Source organism: Pseudochrobactrum sp. B5, assembly GCF_001939785.1.
GTDB classification, from domain to species: Bacteria; Pseudomonadota; Alphaproteobacteria; order Rhizobiales; family Rhizobiaceae; genus Pseudochrobactrum; species Pseudochrobactrum saccharolyticum.
The window spans coordinates 880479-897114 of the sequence record NZ_MOYL01000001.1; the positions used below are offsets into that span (position 1 = coordinate 880479).

The window sequence follows — 16636 nt, forward strand, 5'->3', positions numbered from 1 at the left end:
GGACTTCACACCTGTCGGGATGCACCCTACATTCACCCTGTGAAACCAATATCCGCTGCCGATAAATCTTCCGGTCAAGATGTTCTGCCCGCTGTCTTTGCACAGTGGTTTGCGGATAAAGGCTGGCAGCTGCGCCAGCACCAGCGTGAATTGCTGGAGCGCAGTCTGGCTGGGCAGTCCACATTGCTTATTGCCCCCACAGGAGCCGGTAAAACGCTGGCCGGTTTTTTGCCTGCACTGACTGATCTGACATTGCGCGCGCAGAGCGGTGCGCGTAATCAGCCGCGCCGTTCCGGTATTCACACACTTTATATCTCGCCGCTCAAAGCGCTGGCTGTTGATATTGAACGCAATCTGGCGAAGCCGGTTGCGGAAATGGCGCTGCCGGTAACTATTGAAACCCGTACAGGGGACACGCCTGTCCATAAAAGGCAGCGGCAGAAACTGGCGCCGCCGGATATATTGCTCACCACACCGGAGCAACTGGCTCTGTTACTGGCGGGCAAAGATGCGGCAGATTTCTTTGCGGATTTGCGTTTTGTAATTTTTGATGAGTTGCATGCGCTGGTTACTTCAAAACGCGGGCAGTTGCTGGCACTGGGGCTGGCACGGCTGCGCAATCTTGCACCGCAGATGCAGACAATCGGCCTGTCGGCAACAGTGGCAGAGCCGGATGATCTGCGCCGCTGGCTGGTTGCGCAGGGCGATACTCCTGCACTGGCCGGACTGGTTACTGTGCAGGGCGGCGCAAAGCCGGAGATCAGCATATTACAATCCGGCGAGCGGATACCATGGGCCGGTCACAGTGCCGGCTATGCACTCGGCGATGTCTATGAACTGATCCGGCAATTCCGCACGACATTGATTTTCGTGAATACCAGATCGCAGGCAGAGCGGATTTTTCAGGAGCTCTGGCGTATCAATGAGCTGACCTTACCGATCGGCCTGCATCACGGTTCGCTGGATGCCACACAGCGTCGCCGTGTGGAGGAGGCAATGTCCCGCAATGCTTTGCGTGCAGTTGTGGCGACCTCGACCCTTGATCTGGGGATTGACTGGGGTGATGTCGATCTGGTTATCCATATTGGCGCGCCGAAAGGTGCCAGCAGACTGGCACAGCGTATCGGGCGCTCCAATCATCGTATGGATGAGCCAAGCCGTGCGGTTCTGGTGCCTGCAAACCGTTTTGAAGTGCTGGAATGCAATGCGGCGCTGGTTGCCAATGTGGAAGGGGTGCAGGATACACCGCCTCTGGCCGACGGGGCTCTGGATGTGCTGGCGCAGCATATACTCGGCATGGCCTGTGCCGGACCGTTTCATGCGGATGTGCTCTACGCGGAAATATGTTCGGCAGCACCCTATCAGCATTTATCCCGTCATCAGTTTGATCGTGTGCTGGATTTTGTGGCAACCGGTGGCTATGCGCTGCGTGTCTATGAGCGGTTTGCAAAAATCCGCCCGATGCCGGACGGGCGCTGGCGTGTCAGCAATGGCAAAGTTGCCCAGCAATATCGCCTCAATATCGGTACGATTGTTGAAGCACCGGAACTGAATATCCGCATGATCCGTAAGGGGCGCAAACTTGCAGGAAGTGCTGCCAGCCTCATGCGCGGCGGGCGTATATTAGGGCGTATCGAAGAGTATTTTCTCGAAACGCTGACACAAGGCGATACGTTCTTTTTTGCAGGCCAGACCGTGCGTTTTGAAGGTATCCGCGACAATGAGTGTCTGGTGTCGCAGGCCTCCGGTGAGGATGCGAAAGTGCCGGTCTATGCGGGCGGCAAATTTCCGCTCTCAACCTATCTGGCCTCGGAAGTCCGTGCGATGCTGGCGGATGACAAAAGCTGGCAGCAATTGCCGGATCAGGTGCGTGACTGGCTGCAATTGCAGCGTGACCGCTCCCTGCTGCCGGCACAGAACGAATTGCTGGTCGAGACTTTTCCGCGCCAGAACCGGTTTTATATGGTGTGCTATCCGTTTGAAGGCAGGCTGGCGCATCAGACATTGGGGATGTTGCTGACGCGACGGCTGGATCGGGCGGGTGCGCGGCCGCTGGGATTTGTGGCAACGGATTATTCGCTGGGGCTGTGGGCGGCGCGTGATCTGAACGCGATGATGGAGGACGGTGAATTATCGCTGGATGCGTTGTTCGATCAGGATATGCTCGGTGATGATCTGGAGGCATGGCTGGATGAAAGCTATTTGCTGAAGCGCACTTTCCGCAATTGTGCGTTGATTTCCGGTATGATTGAACGGCGCCATCCGGGTAAGGAAAAGACCGGCAGACAGCTGACGATTTCCACGGATCTGATCTATGATGTGTTGCGCAGCCACGAACCGGATCATATTTTACTGCAGGCTACACGGGCAGAGGCCGCAGCGGGGCTGCTGGACATTGCCCGTCTCGGAACAATGTTGCAGCGTGTACGCGATCACATTGTTCATCGTAACCTGCCGCATATTTCGCCTTTGGCATTGCCTGTGATGCTGGAAATCGGCAAAGAACGGGTTGCCGGAACTGATGACGATTTGCTGGAAGACATGACCCGTGAGGCACTGGAAAATTGACAAGTGTGATTAAGCAGGCGCATCAGGGCGGCGCGGATATTCTCATCAATGATACGCTGTGCCATCTCGATCCGCGCGGGGCATTATATTTGCCGTCATACCGGACGCTGGTGGTGTCTGATCTGCATCTGGAAAAAGGGTCATTCTTTGCTAAGCGCGGCATGATGCTGCCGCCCTATGATACGCTGGCTACATTAGCGCTGCTCAAGACCATCATTGATGATTATCAGCCGACATGTGTCATCAGTCTCGGAGACAGTTTTCACGATTGTCAGGGAGCATCGCGACTGGCGGATGAGGCATCCGGTCTGCTTCGTCAGATGATGAGAAGCCGCCAATGGTTATGGATTGAAGGTAATCACGATCCGGTGCATCCGGCGGGGCTTGAAGGGGAGAGCATGGCGCAATTCAGGCTTGGCGGTCTGATCTTCAGGCACGAGCCGCTTGCGGGTAATAGTCCCGGTGAGGTGGCCGGTCATTTGCACCCCGCAGCAAAGATTATCCGGCAGGGGCGCAGCGTGCGGCGCTCTTGTTTTGTCAATAATGGGCGCCGCCTGATCATGCCGGCATTCGGTACCTATACGGGTAGCCTTAATGTGCTGGATAAGGCATTCCGCGGGCTGTTCGATGTGAATGGTTTTGATGTGCATTTGCGCAGTGAAACGCGGATATTCACTGTACATCCGCGTTTTTTACGACCTGACTAATTAGAGCGGTTTACGTCCAGATTGGATCATAGCGCTCGCTCTAAATTCTTTATTTGGTCGCATTATCACTGCCGTCAAGTTGATTCAACTGGACTGTGAAATGCTCTAGTCTTTACGGAACAGCAATTGTCCGAGCCAGCCTGTGAGACCGGCGAGAAAAACGGCAAACAAACCATAGGCAAGGCTATATTGATGCGCCGCCTCAAAAATCTGCTGTTCGAGACCGGCTTTGACAATATTGAGATGGGTATTGGCTTCCCCGATGAACACGCCATGGCGGAACAGCAGCGCACGGGCTTTGTGCCGCCCGACCGGCACATTGGTTGAAAGCGCCAGTGTTGCGCGGAACAAGGTCTGCGAAACAAATTCGACCGAACCGACTTTCTGGCTGTAAAGTCCCTGACGGGATTTCAGGTCGCGCAACTCCTGCCCGAAGCGCATGGCATTCGGATCTGTCAGCGTGCCATATTCAGGGTTCAGTGCGAAATAATTGACACCGAGCGAAAGCTGGCGATAGGTTTTCTCATCGGTAATATCCTGCAGCGGTCGCGTGGATGCCAGAGAATAGGAAAGCGGCACAGATGTGAATGTTTCTGAATCCGCATTGACCCAGACGCCGAGATAACGTGACTTTTCACGCACGACGAGATTACGCTGTGGGCCTTCCAGCACCACGATAATATCGTAGCGTCCTTGCCTGCGGATCAGCGGATCGGCATTATCCAGCGCACCGAATATTGTCAGATTGGTGCCGCTGAAATTGGATGCAATGGCAATCGTTTCTGTCGAAAGGCCGATCTCAATTGTTTCCGGCAATTGCTGCGGGTCCTGCAGATTGGTGACCGCAGCCATTTCCTGTCCGCGCTCTTTTATCCGTGTCGCGGCATTACCGCTCTGGAGCGGTATCAGTGCGGTGAGCAAAACGGTTGCGAGTAAGCTTTTGCGGATGATCTGTTTCATCTTACTCATCCGCAAAGCCGATGGAGAAAAGATTATCCGGCTGAATGAACAGGCCGAAAGCCAATCGCAGAGCAACGGCCAGAACCAGCAATGCCAGCAGCATACGCAATTGTTCACCGCGCAATTTGCGTCCTGCTCTTGCGCCATATTGCGCGCCGATCACGCCGCCGACCATCAGCAAAAAGGCCAGTACAATATCAACAGTATGGTTATTGGTTGCCTGCATCACCGTTGTGAATGCGGTCACAAAAGTGATCTGAAACAGCGATGTACCAACAACCACATTGGTCGGAACGCGCAGCAGATAAATCAGCGCCGGAACCATGATAAAACCGCCGCCGACACCCATAACGGATGAGAGCAGGCCGATACAAAAACCGATGGCCAGTACCGGAATAATACTGACATAGATCATCGAGGCGCGGAAACGCGCCTTGAACGGCATACGGTGAATCCAGTTATGTTGCCCCGAGCGGCGGACATCCGGTGCTTTGCCGTCTTTGTTGCGGCGCAGGGTGCGCCAGCTTTCAACGGCCATCAGACCGCCGACAGAGCCGAGAAAGACCACATAAAGCAGGGAGATAATCAGATCGAGCTGACCGAGATCACGCAACAGCGAAAATATGTAAATACCGATCAGAGAACCGACAAGACCGCCGATCACCAGCAATATGCCAAGCTTGAAATCCAGCGTCCGGCGTTTGAAATGCGTAAGCGCGCCGGAAACGGAGGAGGCGATAACCTGATTAGCGCCAGTGGCAACAGCAATAGCGGGCGGTATATTGTAGAAGATCAGCAGAGGAGTAATCAGAAATCCGCCGCCAACGCCGAACAGACCTGACAAAAAGCCGACAGCCGCCCCCATGCCGAGAAGAACCAGCATGTTGACTGAAATTTCTGCTATTGGCAGATAAATACCCACGACCCACTACCATTACTATGACACTGCCGGAGATTGAAATCTGTATCCCTTTATCCGGTGTACAGCTAAGCTCCCCGCAGAGTTCTCCCGAAAATAATACCCGGCCTATCGTCAGACTTTGCAGCTTTTCGATGGCGGCGGGCGGTTATTCTTCGTGACCTGACAGAATTCTGAGTTTAACCGCCATTTGCGGCGTTAAACCTGAAAATACATATGCTGATGTCGTTTTTTGCGTGCTTTTTGAATGCAACACACCCATCGTCGCAAAAAACTGTTAATTTTCTGCGCCTTTGGCAGCGCCAAGTCAAACCATCACTGTGCATAAGATGATGCGAAACCGTCAGCCTGAATAGTCACCGGAGATTGTGTGCGGCAGGTGTTGCAGTTAGGCCGCAATTTTATGCGTAACCGCCATAAAAATACCCCTCTGCCAGCACGGCAAAGGGGTATGATTTCTTGTTGTTGCTGATTGTTGCCGGTGCAAATCAGCTGTTTTTGGCGAGCAGTGCTTCAACCAGTTTCTGATCCACTTCGCCGGTCGGCTTCATGCCATTGGCTTTCTGAAAAGCGGAAATCGCTTCTCTGGTTTTATTGCCCATAACACCGTCTGCCGTGCCTGCATCATAACCGTTTTTCTGCAGGATCAGCTGAATATTACGGACGGCTTTCTTCATGTCGACGGAAGCTGTGGTGACAGCTTTGTCATCAGCCCAGGCATCCGGAATGCTGACCGAGTTGGCATCCTCAATCATGTCCTTCGGCTTCCAGAGCTTGGTCAGGTTGATTGCCCGCTCCAGTTGTTCAGGCTTGAGGGATTTTGCAATCTGATCGCGCTTGTCAGCCGCATCCGTATCACCGGCATTGGCAGCCAGTGCGAACCATTTATAGCTTTCTTCCAGATTTTGCGTGCGTCCCAAACCCTTGGCGGTCAGAATACCCAGATTATACTGGCTGTCTTTTACGCCGAGTTCTGCAGCGCGGAAGAACCATTTGGCGGCATTGTCATGATCTGCCTTACCGTCCGGCCCCATAGCATAGAGCACGGCAAGATTATGCATAGCGCTGGCATTGCCCTGTGCAGCGGATTGTTCATAGAGTTGTGTTGCCTTGGCAGCATCACGCGGCATACCAAGGCCTTTTTCGTTGAAATTGGCAAGGCGGTACTGGGCAGGTGCAAAACCGCGTTCCGCAGACAGAGCATACCATTTGGCAGCTTCCGCAAAATCGCTGGCAACACCGCGGCCGTCTGTATAACGCATACCGATTTCATAAAGAGCACGGGCATCGCCGCTTTCAGCAGCATTACGCAGGGCAATTGGTCCGGCTTCTTTCGGCACTACAGGCACTGCTGTCAGATTCGCCGTTGCAGCAGCTTCGCTCTTTTGCGGCAGGCTTTGCGTTGTCGTCTGATCGGGTGTTGTTGTCTCAGCCTGAGCCGTGTGAACCGGCGTGTTGTTTGCAGGCAGTTCCGGCATTGGCTGCATGTCCGGCGCGGCTGCTACCGGCGGATTAATGACAACAGGTTTGATAACGGCCTGCGTGCTGCCGGTCATTGGTCTGGCAGAGAGAGGCTCTGTCGGAAATTCGCGTGACCCAAGCGGCTGCGCTTCTGTACCGTCATAAACCGGACCATGGTTCAGGCTGGTAATCTGAAGCGTGGATGCAGTCTGCTCTTCCGACTGCGCCGGATTATCAAGCGTGGTGATTGTCGGCAAAGCAGGTTTCTTGTCTTCAATCACAGCCGGAGCGGTATTAACCGGTGCAGGCTGCACACTGGCCAAATCCGGTGACTGCGGAACAACGCTGTCCTGCTTTTCAGTCAGATAGCTGTTGCCAAGCTGCAAGCCGGTTACAGCAATGATGATGGCGCCGATAGCCAGCAGAAGCGGCTTGCGCAGGGAGCGCTTTGGCTTGTCTGGAGCAGTCGTGCGGTCTTCATCGGATGTGATGTCGCCGCCCAGAGTACCGTCGCTCAGGTTCTGATCGCGCAGGCGTCCGGTTTCATCCGCTGCAGCCTGTGCTGCGCGGCGTGCCGCGCTGATAAGATCGGATTTACCGGAGGAGGGATTATGATCCGGCCCGCGGCCACGCTGTTCATCGCGCACGCGGCGGATAATGGCGTTGAGATCCGGCATTGCTGCAAGGGTCTGGTCGGTGCTTTCTTCTTCAGATTTGACCGGAATACGGTTTGCCGCAGGCGGCGTATCCAGTGTCAGCAGATCCGCGTCTTCAATCTCAAAAGCATCGGTTGTTGCCGAAGTCGGGTTGTTTGGCTTGGAGCGGCGCACAGCCTGAGCCAGACCGCTCAGCAATGATTTGCGTGCTGTACCGGTTGTTTCGGCCTCTGTATCTGCAGCTATTTTCTCCGGTGCAGGATTGGCAGCGGATTTGACAGCGGCACGTGCAGCTTCAATAGCCGCCGCAGCCGGTGACGGCACGGCGGAAAATGCTGCATTGCGAGAAGAATTGCCTGTTGTTGGTTCCGGATCATTGCCCCATTCGGGAATAGAGAACTGGCTGGTGAAGCGTGTTGCATTATACTGGTCGCGCGACTGAGCTGCAGGACGCGAAGGCTGCGCAAAAGGCGGCTTCTGCAGATTGTCTTTTTCAATCTGTCCAAGACGCTCGGCGATTTTCAATAATGTATCATGTACCTTGTTAAAGGTACAGCTGTTACGCTCATCCGTATCACGGGTCAGCTGTTCCAGCGCCTTGAGATCATCGGCAAGCTGGCGGGCAAAATCTGTGTCGCGGGAAGGGCCTTTGTCTACAACCTGACGAATGGCTTCCTCTGCGGCTTCACGGGCAGCGCTCAGAACTGTGTCGCGGTTAATGTCGATGGCGCGTTCAATCACATCGAGACGCGGCTTGATCTCTGCCAGTTCAGGCAGCAGGCTTTCCGGCTTGCTGAGCTGTTCTGTGATAAAACCAAGCTGCTTTTCGAGATTGCGCATCAGCTGCTGATCGGCAGCCGGTGCTGCAGGCACAGCCTGCAAAACAGCGGTTTGTTCCGAGACCTGACGGGTAATGAGATCGAGGCGGTTTTCCAGCGCCTGAATAAAGCGGTCATCATTCAGCGCGGTTTTATGGGCGCTGTTGCGATATTGCTCGTCCAGATGACTGGTCAGATCGGCAAAACGGCGGTCGAGTTCTTCAAAAACTGCGTTTTCCTGCTCCGGCTGCTGGCGATGATAGCTGGTCGCAAGAATTGCGCGGCTGATTTCATCCAGACGTTCGTCCAGCTGACGCAGGGAGTGGCTCTGATTGTCCGGCAGCTGTTCAATGGCATGGCGCAAATCATCAAGACGTGACGTGATCGCATCCAGAGCCGGATCAATATGTGCCGACTGACTTGCATGGAATTTTTCAGTCTGCTGCTGTTCAAAATTGTCAAAGCGCTCATCCAGCGCATCCCAGCGATGGCTCATACGGCGCAGGGATTCTTCCCGTGCCAGAGTCTCAACAGTCCGCTTCAGCTCCTCAAAATCACGGCGCATAATTGCATCGGTATTCGGGCTGTTATTGGCGGACAGATTGCTGGTGCCTGCGATAAAGCGGTCGGCAGCGGAAAGGCGTGCCGGATTGTGCTGCACACCTGTATCAGACAGATGCAGTTTTTCGCTGATTGCTGCTGCCTGTCTCAGTTCTGTACGGGCGCGCAAACGCTGTAATTCGTCGGCAATGGCAGCCAGAGCTTCCTTGTGCGGATTGTCCGCAGAAGCCGGTGCAGATGGTGCGCGCGGTACAACTGCCGGATCATTGCGCAGAAATTCAAGGGCATCAGGCGATGCCGTTTCATCGGCAGTCTGTGTGTGACGGGAAAAGTCTTCTGCCTCCCGCCGCTCGACAAGATGATTTTCAAGGGCGGACAAAGTGCGGTTCAATTCCTCAAGCGATGCAAGCGGACGGCGCTCACGGCGCATATTCAGATTATCGAGAGGAGACCGCTGATTTGTCATCGCCGTTTACACTTTTCAAACTGTGCGCCTTAAAGGAGCTGGTCAGATTGTCCGTTTGTTTTCGCCTGCAGGTCTTGCTGGCGGATCAAAGCAAGGTCTTTGTTGAGGTGGTTGCAAGGCACCACACGAAACACAGACTTTGCCTCAGACACAGTTTTGTCGAAACGTGGTAAATAAGCGGTTAACTTTGGTGATAATTCTTAACTTTATCTTTGTCTGAGAATGAGTGCGTCCTGATTAATCTATAGGAACGCTGGTGTTCAGGAGATCCGCAAGGGCGGCAGGCAGGCTTTGAAACGATTATGTTTTTAAGGATATGCTGATTTATGCAATGCAATTTTCATTAAACAGAAAAGCCCCGCCTCATAGAGGCAGGGCTTTAAGTTTCGCTTGTGATCGTTAACGATCTGCAGATTAGAACTTGTAGTTTACGCCGATACGTACTTCGCTAACTTTAGTTTTAAAGTTACGATCATTAATGTTTGCTGCTGCATTTGGATCAAACAGGTGTACTCTGTTTTTTCCGAAATCTTTATAAAGATATTCACCTTTAACAGTCCAGTTATCTGTTACTGCATATTCAAGACCTGCGCCGACAGTCCAGCCAACAACTGTTTTGGAGTTGTTTGTATCAAAGGCTTGACCGCTGTTGCCTCTCCAGCATTTACCTACAGTCACTGAGACCAGAGTGCTGTCACAACCGAGATTGTATTTTGTATGACCCCAAGCAATACCACCGGTTACAAATGGCAGGAAGCGGTCTGCTGCGTAACCCAGACGGGCACGTACTGTACCATTAGTGCTTAGCTTATCTGTGCCATAATACGGGCTGTGCTGATTTTCGTCACGTCCATACCAGTTTTTCTTTACGCTACCGAAGGAGACGTCAGCTTCTGCACCAAGTACGATATTATTATCAAACTGCCAGTTGTAACCAGCCTGCAGACCGCCGAAGCCACCTTTAGTTTTCTGCTCACTCGCTTGTGGATTATTTACATCCTGTGAGCGACCCCAGCCGTAACCGGCATGCGCACCGATATAACCACCGGTCCAGCTGAATGCGGAATATTCAACCGGCGCTGGTTCTGGAGCAGAAACGATAGCGTCTGCGGCGAAAGCCTGACCGGACAGTACAGTCATGGCGAGAAGGGCTACGATTTTTTTCATATCAAAAGTCCGTTCGTTAAAGAATTTGAACTGACCATACTGGTAAAAAAATTAATGAACACCCTAAAATTATAGTTTAAGAATTGCTAACCAATATTTGCCAAGTTGCTGAAATATCTTGTTTTTCCATAATACTGGACGCGTGAATACACTTAAAATGCATTAACTGATTGAAAATCAAAATGTTAAATTATTTTAGAATGAAGTAATTTTGTGTTGATTTAGTATATTTTAGATTTTCTTGATATATTGTTTCTTGGTTTTTACACTTACTTATGTTGCAAAAATGTATCTGTTTTTCTGTGTGAATTCTAAATTTATTTTCTGCAAAATTGCGATTTTCATTCAAAAAGCCCGGTTTTGAAGAATCGAACAGCAGTTTTTGGGTGTTTAAATAGTATTTCCTCTTCAGAGGTCTCTGTTTGGTGCAGCCGGTGGCAAAATCCTGAATTTAAATTTTCAAAAATGAATTTTTGACGTTTACGCAAACGTCAAAATTTATTAGGCTGATATCCGAAGGTGCCGTAAAGTTTTTTGCTGTCTCATAAAAATGACGGTTTTCACGCAAGAGTGCATACTGTCAGACTGATCCCGTGATAGGCTGCTAAAGACGCCATGGGAAAGCGAGCAGATGCTGCCGGAGAGGAGTCCGGTCGTATCAGGGCAGAAAGAGAACGGCACCACAGGACGCGGATTATTCTGTGTTCTGAATGTTTGAATGACAACGCGCGGGAGAGGTGGCGTCTTCATGAGCACCTCCGCCTGCATTCCGGCAGAGCAATCATCTGCCGACGTCAAACTTGGAGGAAGTGCATGCCAGTCTATCGCGCGCCGGTTCGGGATACACAGTTTATTCTGAATGATGTTTTGGGCGTCCAGTCCCGTAATGATCTGTCGTCTTATGCGGAAATGAGCGCAGACACGATTGAAGCTATTTTGCAGGAAGGCGCGAAGCTCGCCGAGCAGACATTGTTCCCTGTCAATTATAGCGGGGATCGTGAGGGCTGCGAACGTCTGCCCGATGCTTCTGTGAAAGTGCCGCAGGGTTTCAAAGAAGCCTATGATCAATATTGTGCCGGTGGCTGGGTTGGTCTTGCTGCGCCGGAGGAATTCGGCGGTCAGGGGCTGCCATATCTGCTCCATGCGGCGGTAGGGGAATATATGTCATCGGCCAATATGGCGCTGATGATGTATCCGGGCCTGACACAGGGCGCGATTGCCGCCATTATTACCCACGGTACAGATGACCAGAAACAAGCCTATCTGCCCAAGATGATTGAAGGCCGCTGGTCCGGCACCATGAATCTCACCGAGCCGCATTGCGGTACGGATTTGGGCTTGCTGCGCACCAAAGCTGTGCCGCAGGCGGATGGCTCCTACAAGATTACCGGTTCGAAGATTTTTATCTCTGCCGGTGAACACGGCATGACTGACAATATTATCCACCTGGTGCTGGCGCGAATTGAAGGCGCACCAGAGGGTAACAAAGGCATTTCGCTTTTCATCGTGCCGAAATTCAATCTTGATGCCAATGGCGAAGCGGGCACGCGCAACGGCGTGGCTTGCGGCTCTATTGAAGAAAAGATGGGCATTCACGGCAACTCAACCTGCGTGATGAATTATGATGACGCGACGGGTTTCCTGATCGGCGGTGAAAACAAAGGCCTGCGTGCCATGTTCACCATGATGAATGAAGCGCGTCTCGGTGTGGCGCTGCAGGGGCTGTCGATTGCCGAAACCGCCTATCAGAATGCTGCTGATTATGCTCGTGATCGCTTGCAGGGGCGGGCGCTGACCGGTGCGAAATATCCGGATAAAAAAGCCGATCCGATCATCGTGCATCCGGATATCCGCCGCACATTGATGACCATCCGCGCTTTTAACGAAGCTGGTCGTGCCTTGCTGCTTTCAACCTCGCTGCAATCCGATATCGCCCATCACTCTGCTGATGAAGCTGCACGCCAGCTGGCCGATGATCATGTCGGGCTGCTGACACCGGTGCTGAAAGGTGTGCTGACCGACAAAGGTTTCGACCATGCGGTTATGGCGCAGCAGGTCTTTGGCGGCCACGGCTATATTGAAGAAAATGGCATGAGCCAATATGTGCGCGATGCCCGTATCACCATGATTTATGAAGGTGCCAATGGTATTCAGGCGCTGGATCTGGTGGGGCGCAAACTGCCTGCCAATGGCGGCCGTGCCTTGATGGCCTATTTCAAGGAAATCGGTGATTTTTGCGAAGAAAACCGCGCAGATGAAGCCCTGTCCTTCTACACAAAACATCTGAAAAAAGGCCTGAATGATCTGCAGGGCGCATCCATGTGGCTGATGCAGAATGCAATGGCCAATCCGGATAATGCCGGTGCCGCCTCAACAGATTATATGCATCTCTTTGGTCTGGTCGCTTTCGGTTATATGTGGGCGAAAATGGTGAAAGCCGCACAGGCAAAGCTGAATGCCGGTGCTGGTGACAAAGCCTATTATGAGGCTAAACTTGTCACAGCCCGTTTCTATATGGAGCGTATCATGCCGGAAACGCAGTTGCGTCTGGCTCGCATCCAGACCGGTGCCGATACGATGATGACACTGCCGGAAGATGCTTTTTAAGCCACCGTTAAAAGGTTTGAGTAGCTGTATCAAAAAGCGGCAGGCCGGAGCGAAAATGGTGGTTTCGAGAACCGGAGCGCAGTGTACTTTTAGGTACATGAGCACCGGAAGCGCAGAAATCGCCATTTGTGAGCCAAGGCATGGTGACTTTTGGATCAGTTACTAAAAAGTTGGGAGTTAATTGAACTATGGCTGATGCTTTTATTTATGATCATGTGCGCACTCCACGCGGCCGCGGCAAGAAAGACGGGAGTCTTCATGAAGTGCCTGCGGTGCGTCTTGGTGCCAAAGTGCTGGAAGCTCTGCGTGATCGCAACGGCATTGATACTGCAAAAGTAGACGATATTATTTTCGGCTGTGTCGATCCGGTGGGGGAAGCCGGTGCGGTAATCCCGCGCTCGGCAGCCTTTGAAGCAGGATATGATTTTAAAGCACCGGGTATGCAGATTTCGCGCTTCTGCGCCTCCGGTCTTGATGCGGTTAATCTCGCTGCCGCTAAAATTGCAGGCGGGACAGATGAACTGGTGATTGCCGGTGGCGTGGAAAGCATGTCACGCGTCGGTATGGGGATGTCCGGCGGCGCTTGGTATATGGACCCGTCGGTTGGTTTTCCGGGCTGGTTCATGCCGCAGGGTGTATCGGCTGATCTGATCGCCACGAAATATGGCTTCTCCCGCGAAGATGTGGATGCTTATGCGGTGGAAAGCCAGCGCCGGGCAGGCGAGAGCTGGAAAAAGGGTTATTTCAAAAACTCCGTCATTCCGGTGAAAGACGTCAACGGTCTGATTATTCTTGATCATGACGAACATATGCGCCCGACCACTGATCTGGCGGCGCTGTCCGGCCTCAATCCGTCTTTTGTGATGCCGGGGGAAATGGGCGGCTTTAATGCTGTCGGTATTCAGGCGCATCCGGAAGTCGAAACCATCAATCACGTTCACCATGCCGGCAATTCATCAGGTATTGTTGATGGTGCGGCGGGTGTGCTGGTCGGTTCCAAACGTGCGGGTAAGATGCTGGATATCAAACCGCGCGCCCGTATCCGCGCTTTCACCAATATCGGTTCCGATCCGGCATTGATGCTGACAGGCCCTGTGGATGTGACAGAGAAACTGCTGGATCGCGCCAAGATGAAGCTCTCGGATATTGATCTCTTCGAGCTGAATGAAGCTTTTGCGGCTGTGGTGCTGCGCTATATGCAGGCTTTCAATATTCCTCACAACAAAATCAATGTGAATGGTGGCGCGATTGCCATGGGGCACCCTCTGGGCGCAACCGGTGCAATCATTCTCGGCACTGTACTCGATGAGCTGGAACGGCGTGATCTCAATACAGCACTGGTTACCCTATGTATCGGTGCAGGTATGGGCACGGCAACCATCATTGAGCGTGTGTGAGGGAGGGTAGTCCAATGACAAATTACAAGAATTTCAAAGTTGAAACCGGCGCTGACGGTATTGCTGTTGTCACATGGAACATGCCTGACAAAAGCATGAATGTGCTGACCGAAAAAGTACTGACCGAACTCGACAAGATTATCGATCAGGTTGTGGCAGATGCGGCGATTAAAGGCGCGGTGATTACGTCCGGCAAGGATACATTCTCCGGTGGTGCCGACCTCACCATGATGCAGGAAATGCTGGCGCGTTTCAAAAAAGAGCAGAAGCAGGATGCTGACAAAGCTGTCCAGAACCTGTTTGACAATGTCGGTCGTATGACCGGCCTGTATCGTAAGCTGGAAACCTGCGGTAAGCCTTGGGTCTCTGCGATTAATGGCACATGCATGGGCGGTGCGCTGGAACTGTCGCTGGCTTGTCATGGCCGTGTGGTTTCCGATGCGGAAGGCGTGAAACTTGCACTGCCGGAAGTTAAAGTTGGCCTGTTCCCGGGTGCCGGTGGTACGCAGCGCGTGCCGCGTCTGGTCAATCAGCAAGACGCTCTGCAGATGATGACCACCGGTTCGAGCCTCACCGCAGCCCGCGCTAAAGGCATGGGGCTGGTGCATGAAGTGGCTCCGGCGAAGAAGCTGGTGGAAACCGCCAAGAAAATGATCCGTAACGGTTTGAAACCTGTTCAGCCTTGGGATGAGAAGGGCTTTAAGCTGCCGGGGGGGGCGATTTATTCCGCAGCCGGTGCCAATCTCTGGCCAGCGGCGACAGCCATTTTGCGTCGTGAAACTTCCGGCAATTATCCGGCGGCACTGACCATTCTCAAATGCGTTTATGAAGGTCTGCTGGTACCGTTCGATACGGGCTTGAAGATCGAGCAGCGCTATTTCACGCATATTCTGCAGACCACTGAAGCGCAGTCGATGATCCGCTCGCTGTTCGTATCCCTGCAGGAGTTGAACAAGGGCGCACGCCGTCCGGAAGGTATCAAGCCAACCAAATTCAAGAAAATCGGTGTTATCGGTGCTGGTTTCATGGGTGCTGGTATTGCCTATGTCACCGCCAAAGCCGGTATTCCGGTTGTACTGATCGACCGTAATCTGGAAGCAGCGGAAAAAGGTAAAGCACATTCTGCTGATCTGATTGCCAAAGAGATGCAGAAAGGCCGGATGACAGCAGAGGATAAAGACAAGCTGCTGGCATTGATTACGCCTTCTGCCGATTATGCGGCGCTGGATGGTGCCGATCTGGTGATTGAAGCTGTCTTTGAAGATCGCGGCGTCAAACAGGCGGCAACAGAACAGGCAGAAGCGGTACTGGGGCAGAATGCAATTTTTGCTTCCAATACCTCGACCCTGCCGATTACCGGTCTTGCCAAAGTCTCACAGCGCCCGAAGAATTTCATCGGTCTGCACTTCTTCTCGCCGGTTGATAAGATGATGCTGGTTGAAGTGATTATGGGCAAGAAAACCGGCGAAAAGGCGCTGGCAACGGCACTGGATTATGTGCGCGCCATCAAGAAGACGCCGATTGTCGTCAATGATACACGCGGTTTCTACGTCAATCGTTGCGTGCTGCGTTATATGTCTGAAGCCTATAATATGCTGGTGGAAGGCGTGCCGCCTGCGATGATCGAGAATGCCGCCAAAATGGCCGGTATGCCGGTCGGGCCGCTGGCACTCAATGACGAAACCGCGATCGATTTGTCGCAGAAAATTCTCAAGGCAACGCTGGCTGATCTGGGTGACAAGGCCGTTGATCCGCGCCATGTTGAACTGGTCAATACACTGGTGGATAAATATGACCGCCTTGGCCGCAAGAACGGCAAGGGCTTCTATGATTATCCGGCACGGCCTGCCAAGAAACATTTGTGGCCTGAGCTGAGCACACTCTATCCGCAGCAGGATGCGGACAAGGTGGATGTGGAAGTGCTGAAAGAGCGTTTCCTCGTCACTATCGCTCTGGAAGCAGCCCGTGTGATGGAAGAAGGTATTGTGACCGATCCGCGTGAAGCCGATGTCGGCTCCATTCTCGCCTTCGGTTTCGCGCCTTATACCGGTGGCACGCTGTCTTACATCGATGGTATGGGCGCAAAAGCTTTCGTCAAACTGGCGAAGAAGTTGCAGAAGGATTACGGAGCGCAGTTCAAGGCACCAAAACTCCTGACCGATATGGCCGAGAGCGGTGAGACTTTCTATCAGCGTTTCAATCCCTATAAGGCCGCGGATAAAGCTGCTTAAAGCATTTCCAGCAAAAGTGGGAACCGGTTTTGCGTCCGGAAATGCTCTAACACGCAGTTTTGATCGGGAATGATAAAATGGCGCGGATATCTCTGCGCCATTTTCGTTTTTGTTGATG

The 16636-nt window shown here is 52.7% G+C and carries 9 protein-coding genes; 5 read left to right on the forward strand and 4 right to left on the reverse strand.

All coding sequences use genetic code 11. The features are described from left to right. Window positions 1-39 precede the first annotated feature (39 nt). Both BKD14_RS03910 and pdeM read left to right on the forward strand, forming a co-directional pair. On the forward strand, window positions 40-2568 hold the full coding sequence (locus tag BKD14_RS03910; protein WP_139316321.1) for a ligase-associated DNA damage response DEXH box helicase: 2529 nt from the start codon (window positions 40-42) through the stop codon (window positions 2566-2568). A gap of 5 nt (window positions 2569-2573) precedes the next feature. Beyond that, complete coding sequence (gene pdeM, locus BKD14_RS03915) at window positions 2574-3275, forward strand: ligase-associated DNA damage response endonuclease PdeM (protein WP_245293581.1); 702 nt, start codon at window positions 2574-2576, stop codon at window positions 3273-3275. Window positions 3276-3380: 105 nt separating this feature from the next. Here pdeM and BKD14_RS03920 read toward each other — a convergent pair whose 3' ends face one another. The 4 genes from BKD14_RS03920 to BKD14_RS03935 form a co-directional block, all read right to left on the reverse strand. Further along, on the reverse strand, window positions 3381-4235 hold the full coding sequence (locus BKD14_RS03920; RefSeq protein WP_075654346.1) for a TIGR02186 family protein: 855 nt from the start codon (window positions 4233-4235) through the stop codon (window positions 3381-3383). 1 nt (window position 4236) lies between these two features. Further along, complete coding sequence (locus BKD14_RS03925) at window positions 4237-5157, reverse strand: sulfite exporter TauE/SafE family protein (protein WP_075654347.1); 921 nt, start codon at window positions 5155-5157, stop codon at window positions 4237-4239. 485 nt (window positions 5158-5642) lie between these two features. After that, window positions 5643-9116, reverse strand: coding sequence for a peptidoglycan-binding protein (locus BKD14_RS03930; protein WP_083646783.1), 3474 nt, complete (start codon window positions 9114-9116; stop codon window positions 5643-5645). A gap of 414 nt (window positions 9117-9530) precedes the next feature. Continuing rightward, the gene (locus BKD14_RS03935) at window positions 9531-10283 is read right to left on the reverse strand and encodes an outer membrane protein (RefSeq protein ID WP_075654348.1); all 753 of its coding nucleotides are present in this window, start codon (window positions 10281-10283) and stop codon (window positions 9531-9533) included. Between the two features lie 813 nt (window positions 10284-11096). On the opposite strand from BKD14_RS03935, the gene BKD14_RS03940 reads away from it, so the two are divergent. The 3 genes from BKD14_RS03940 to BKD14_RS03950 all read left to right on the forward strand — a co-directional run bounded on the left by BKD14_RS03940 (window position 11097) and on the right by BKD14_RS03950 (window position 16518). Further along, window positions 11097-12890, forward strand: a complete 1794-nt coding sequence (locus tag BKD14_RS03940; protein ID WP_022711096.1) for an acyl-CoA dehydrogenase C-terminal domain-containing protein — start codon at window positions 11097-11099, stop codon at window positions 12888-12890. A gap of 188 nt (window positions 12891-13078) precedes the next feature. After that, on the forward strand, window positions 13079-14287 hold the full coding sequence (locus tag BKD14_RS03945; RefSeq protein ID WP_075654349.1) for an acetyl-CoA C-acetyltransferase: 1209 nt from the start codon (window positions 13079-13081) through the stop codon (window positions 14285-14287). 14 nt (window positions 14288-14301) lie between these two features. After that, entirely contained in the window at window positions 14302-16518 is a 2217-nt protein-coding gene (locus BKD14_RS03950; protein ID WP_075654350.1) for an FAD-dependent oxidoreductase, read from the forward strand. The last annotated feature ends 118 nt before the right edge of the window (window positions 16519-16636 follow it).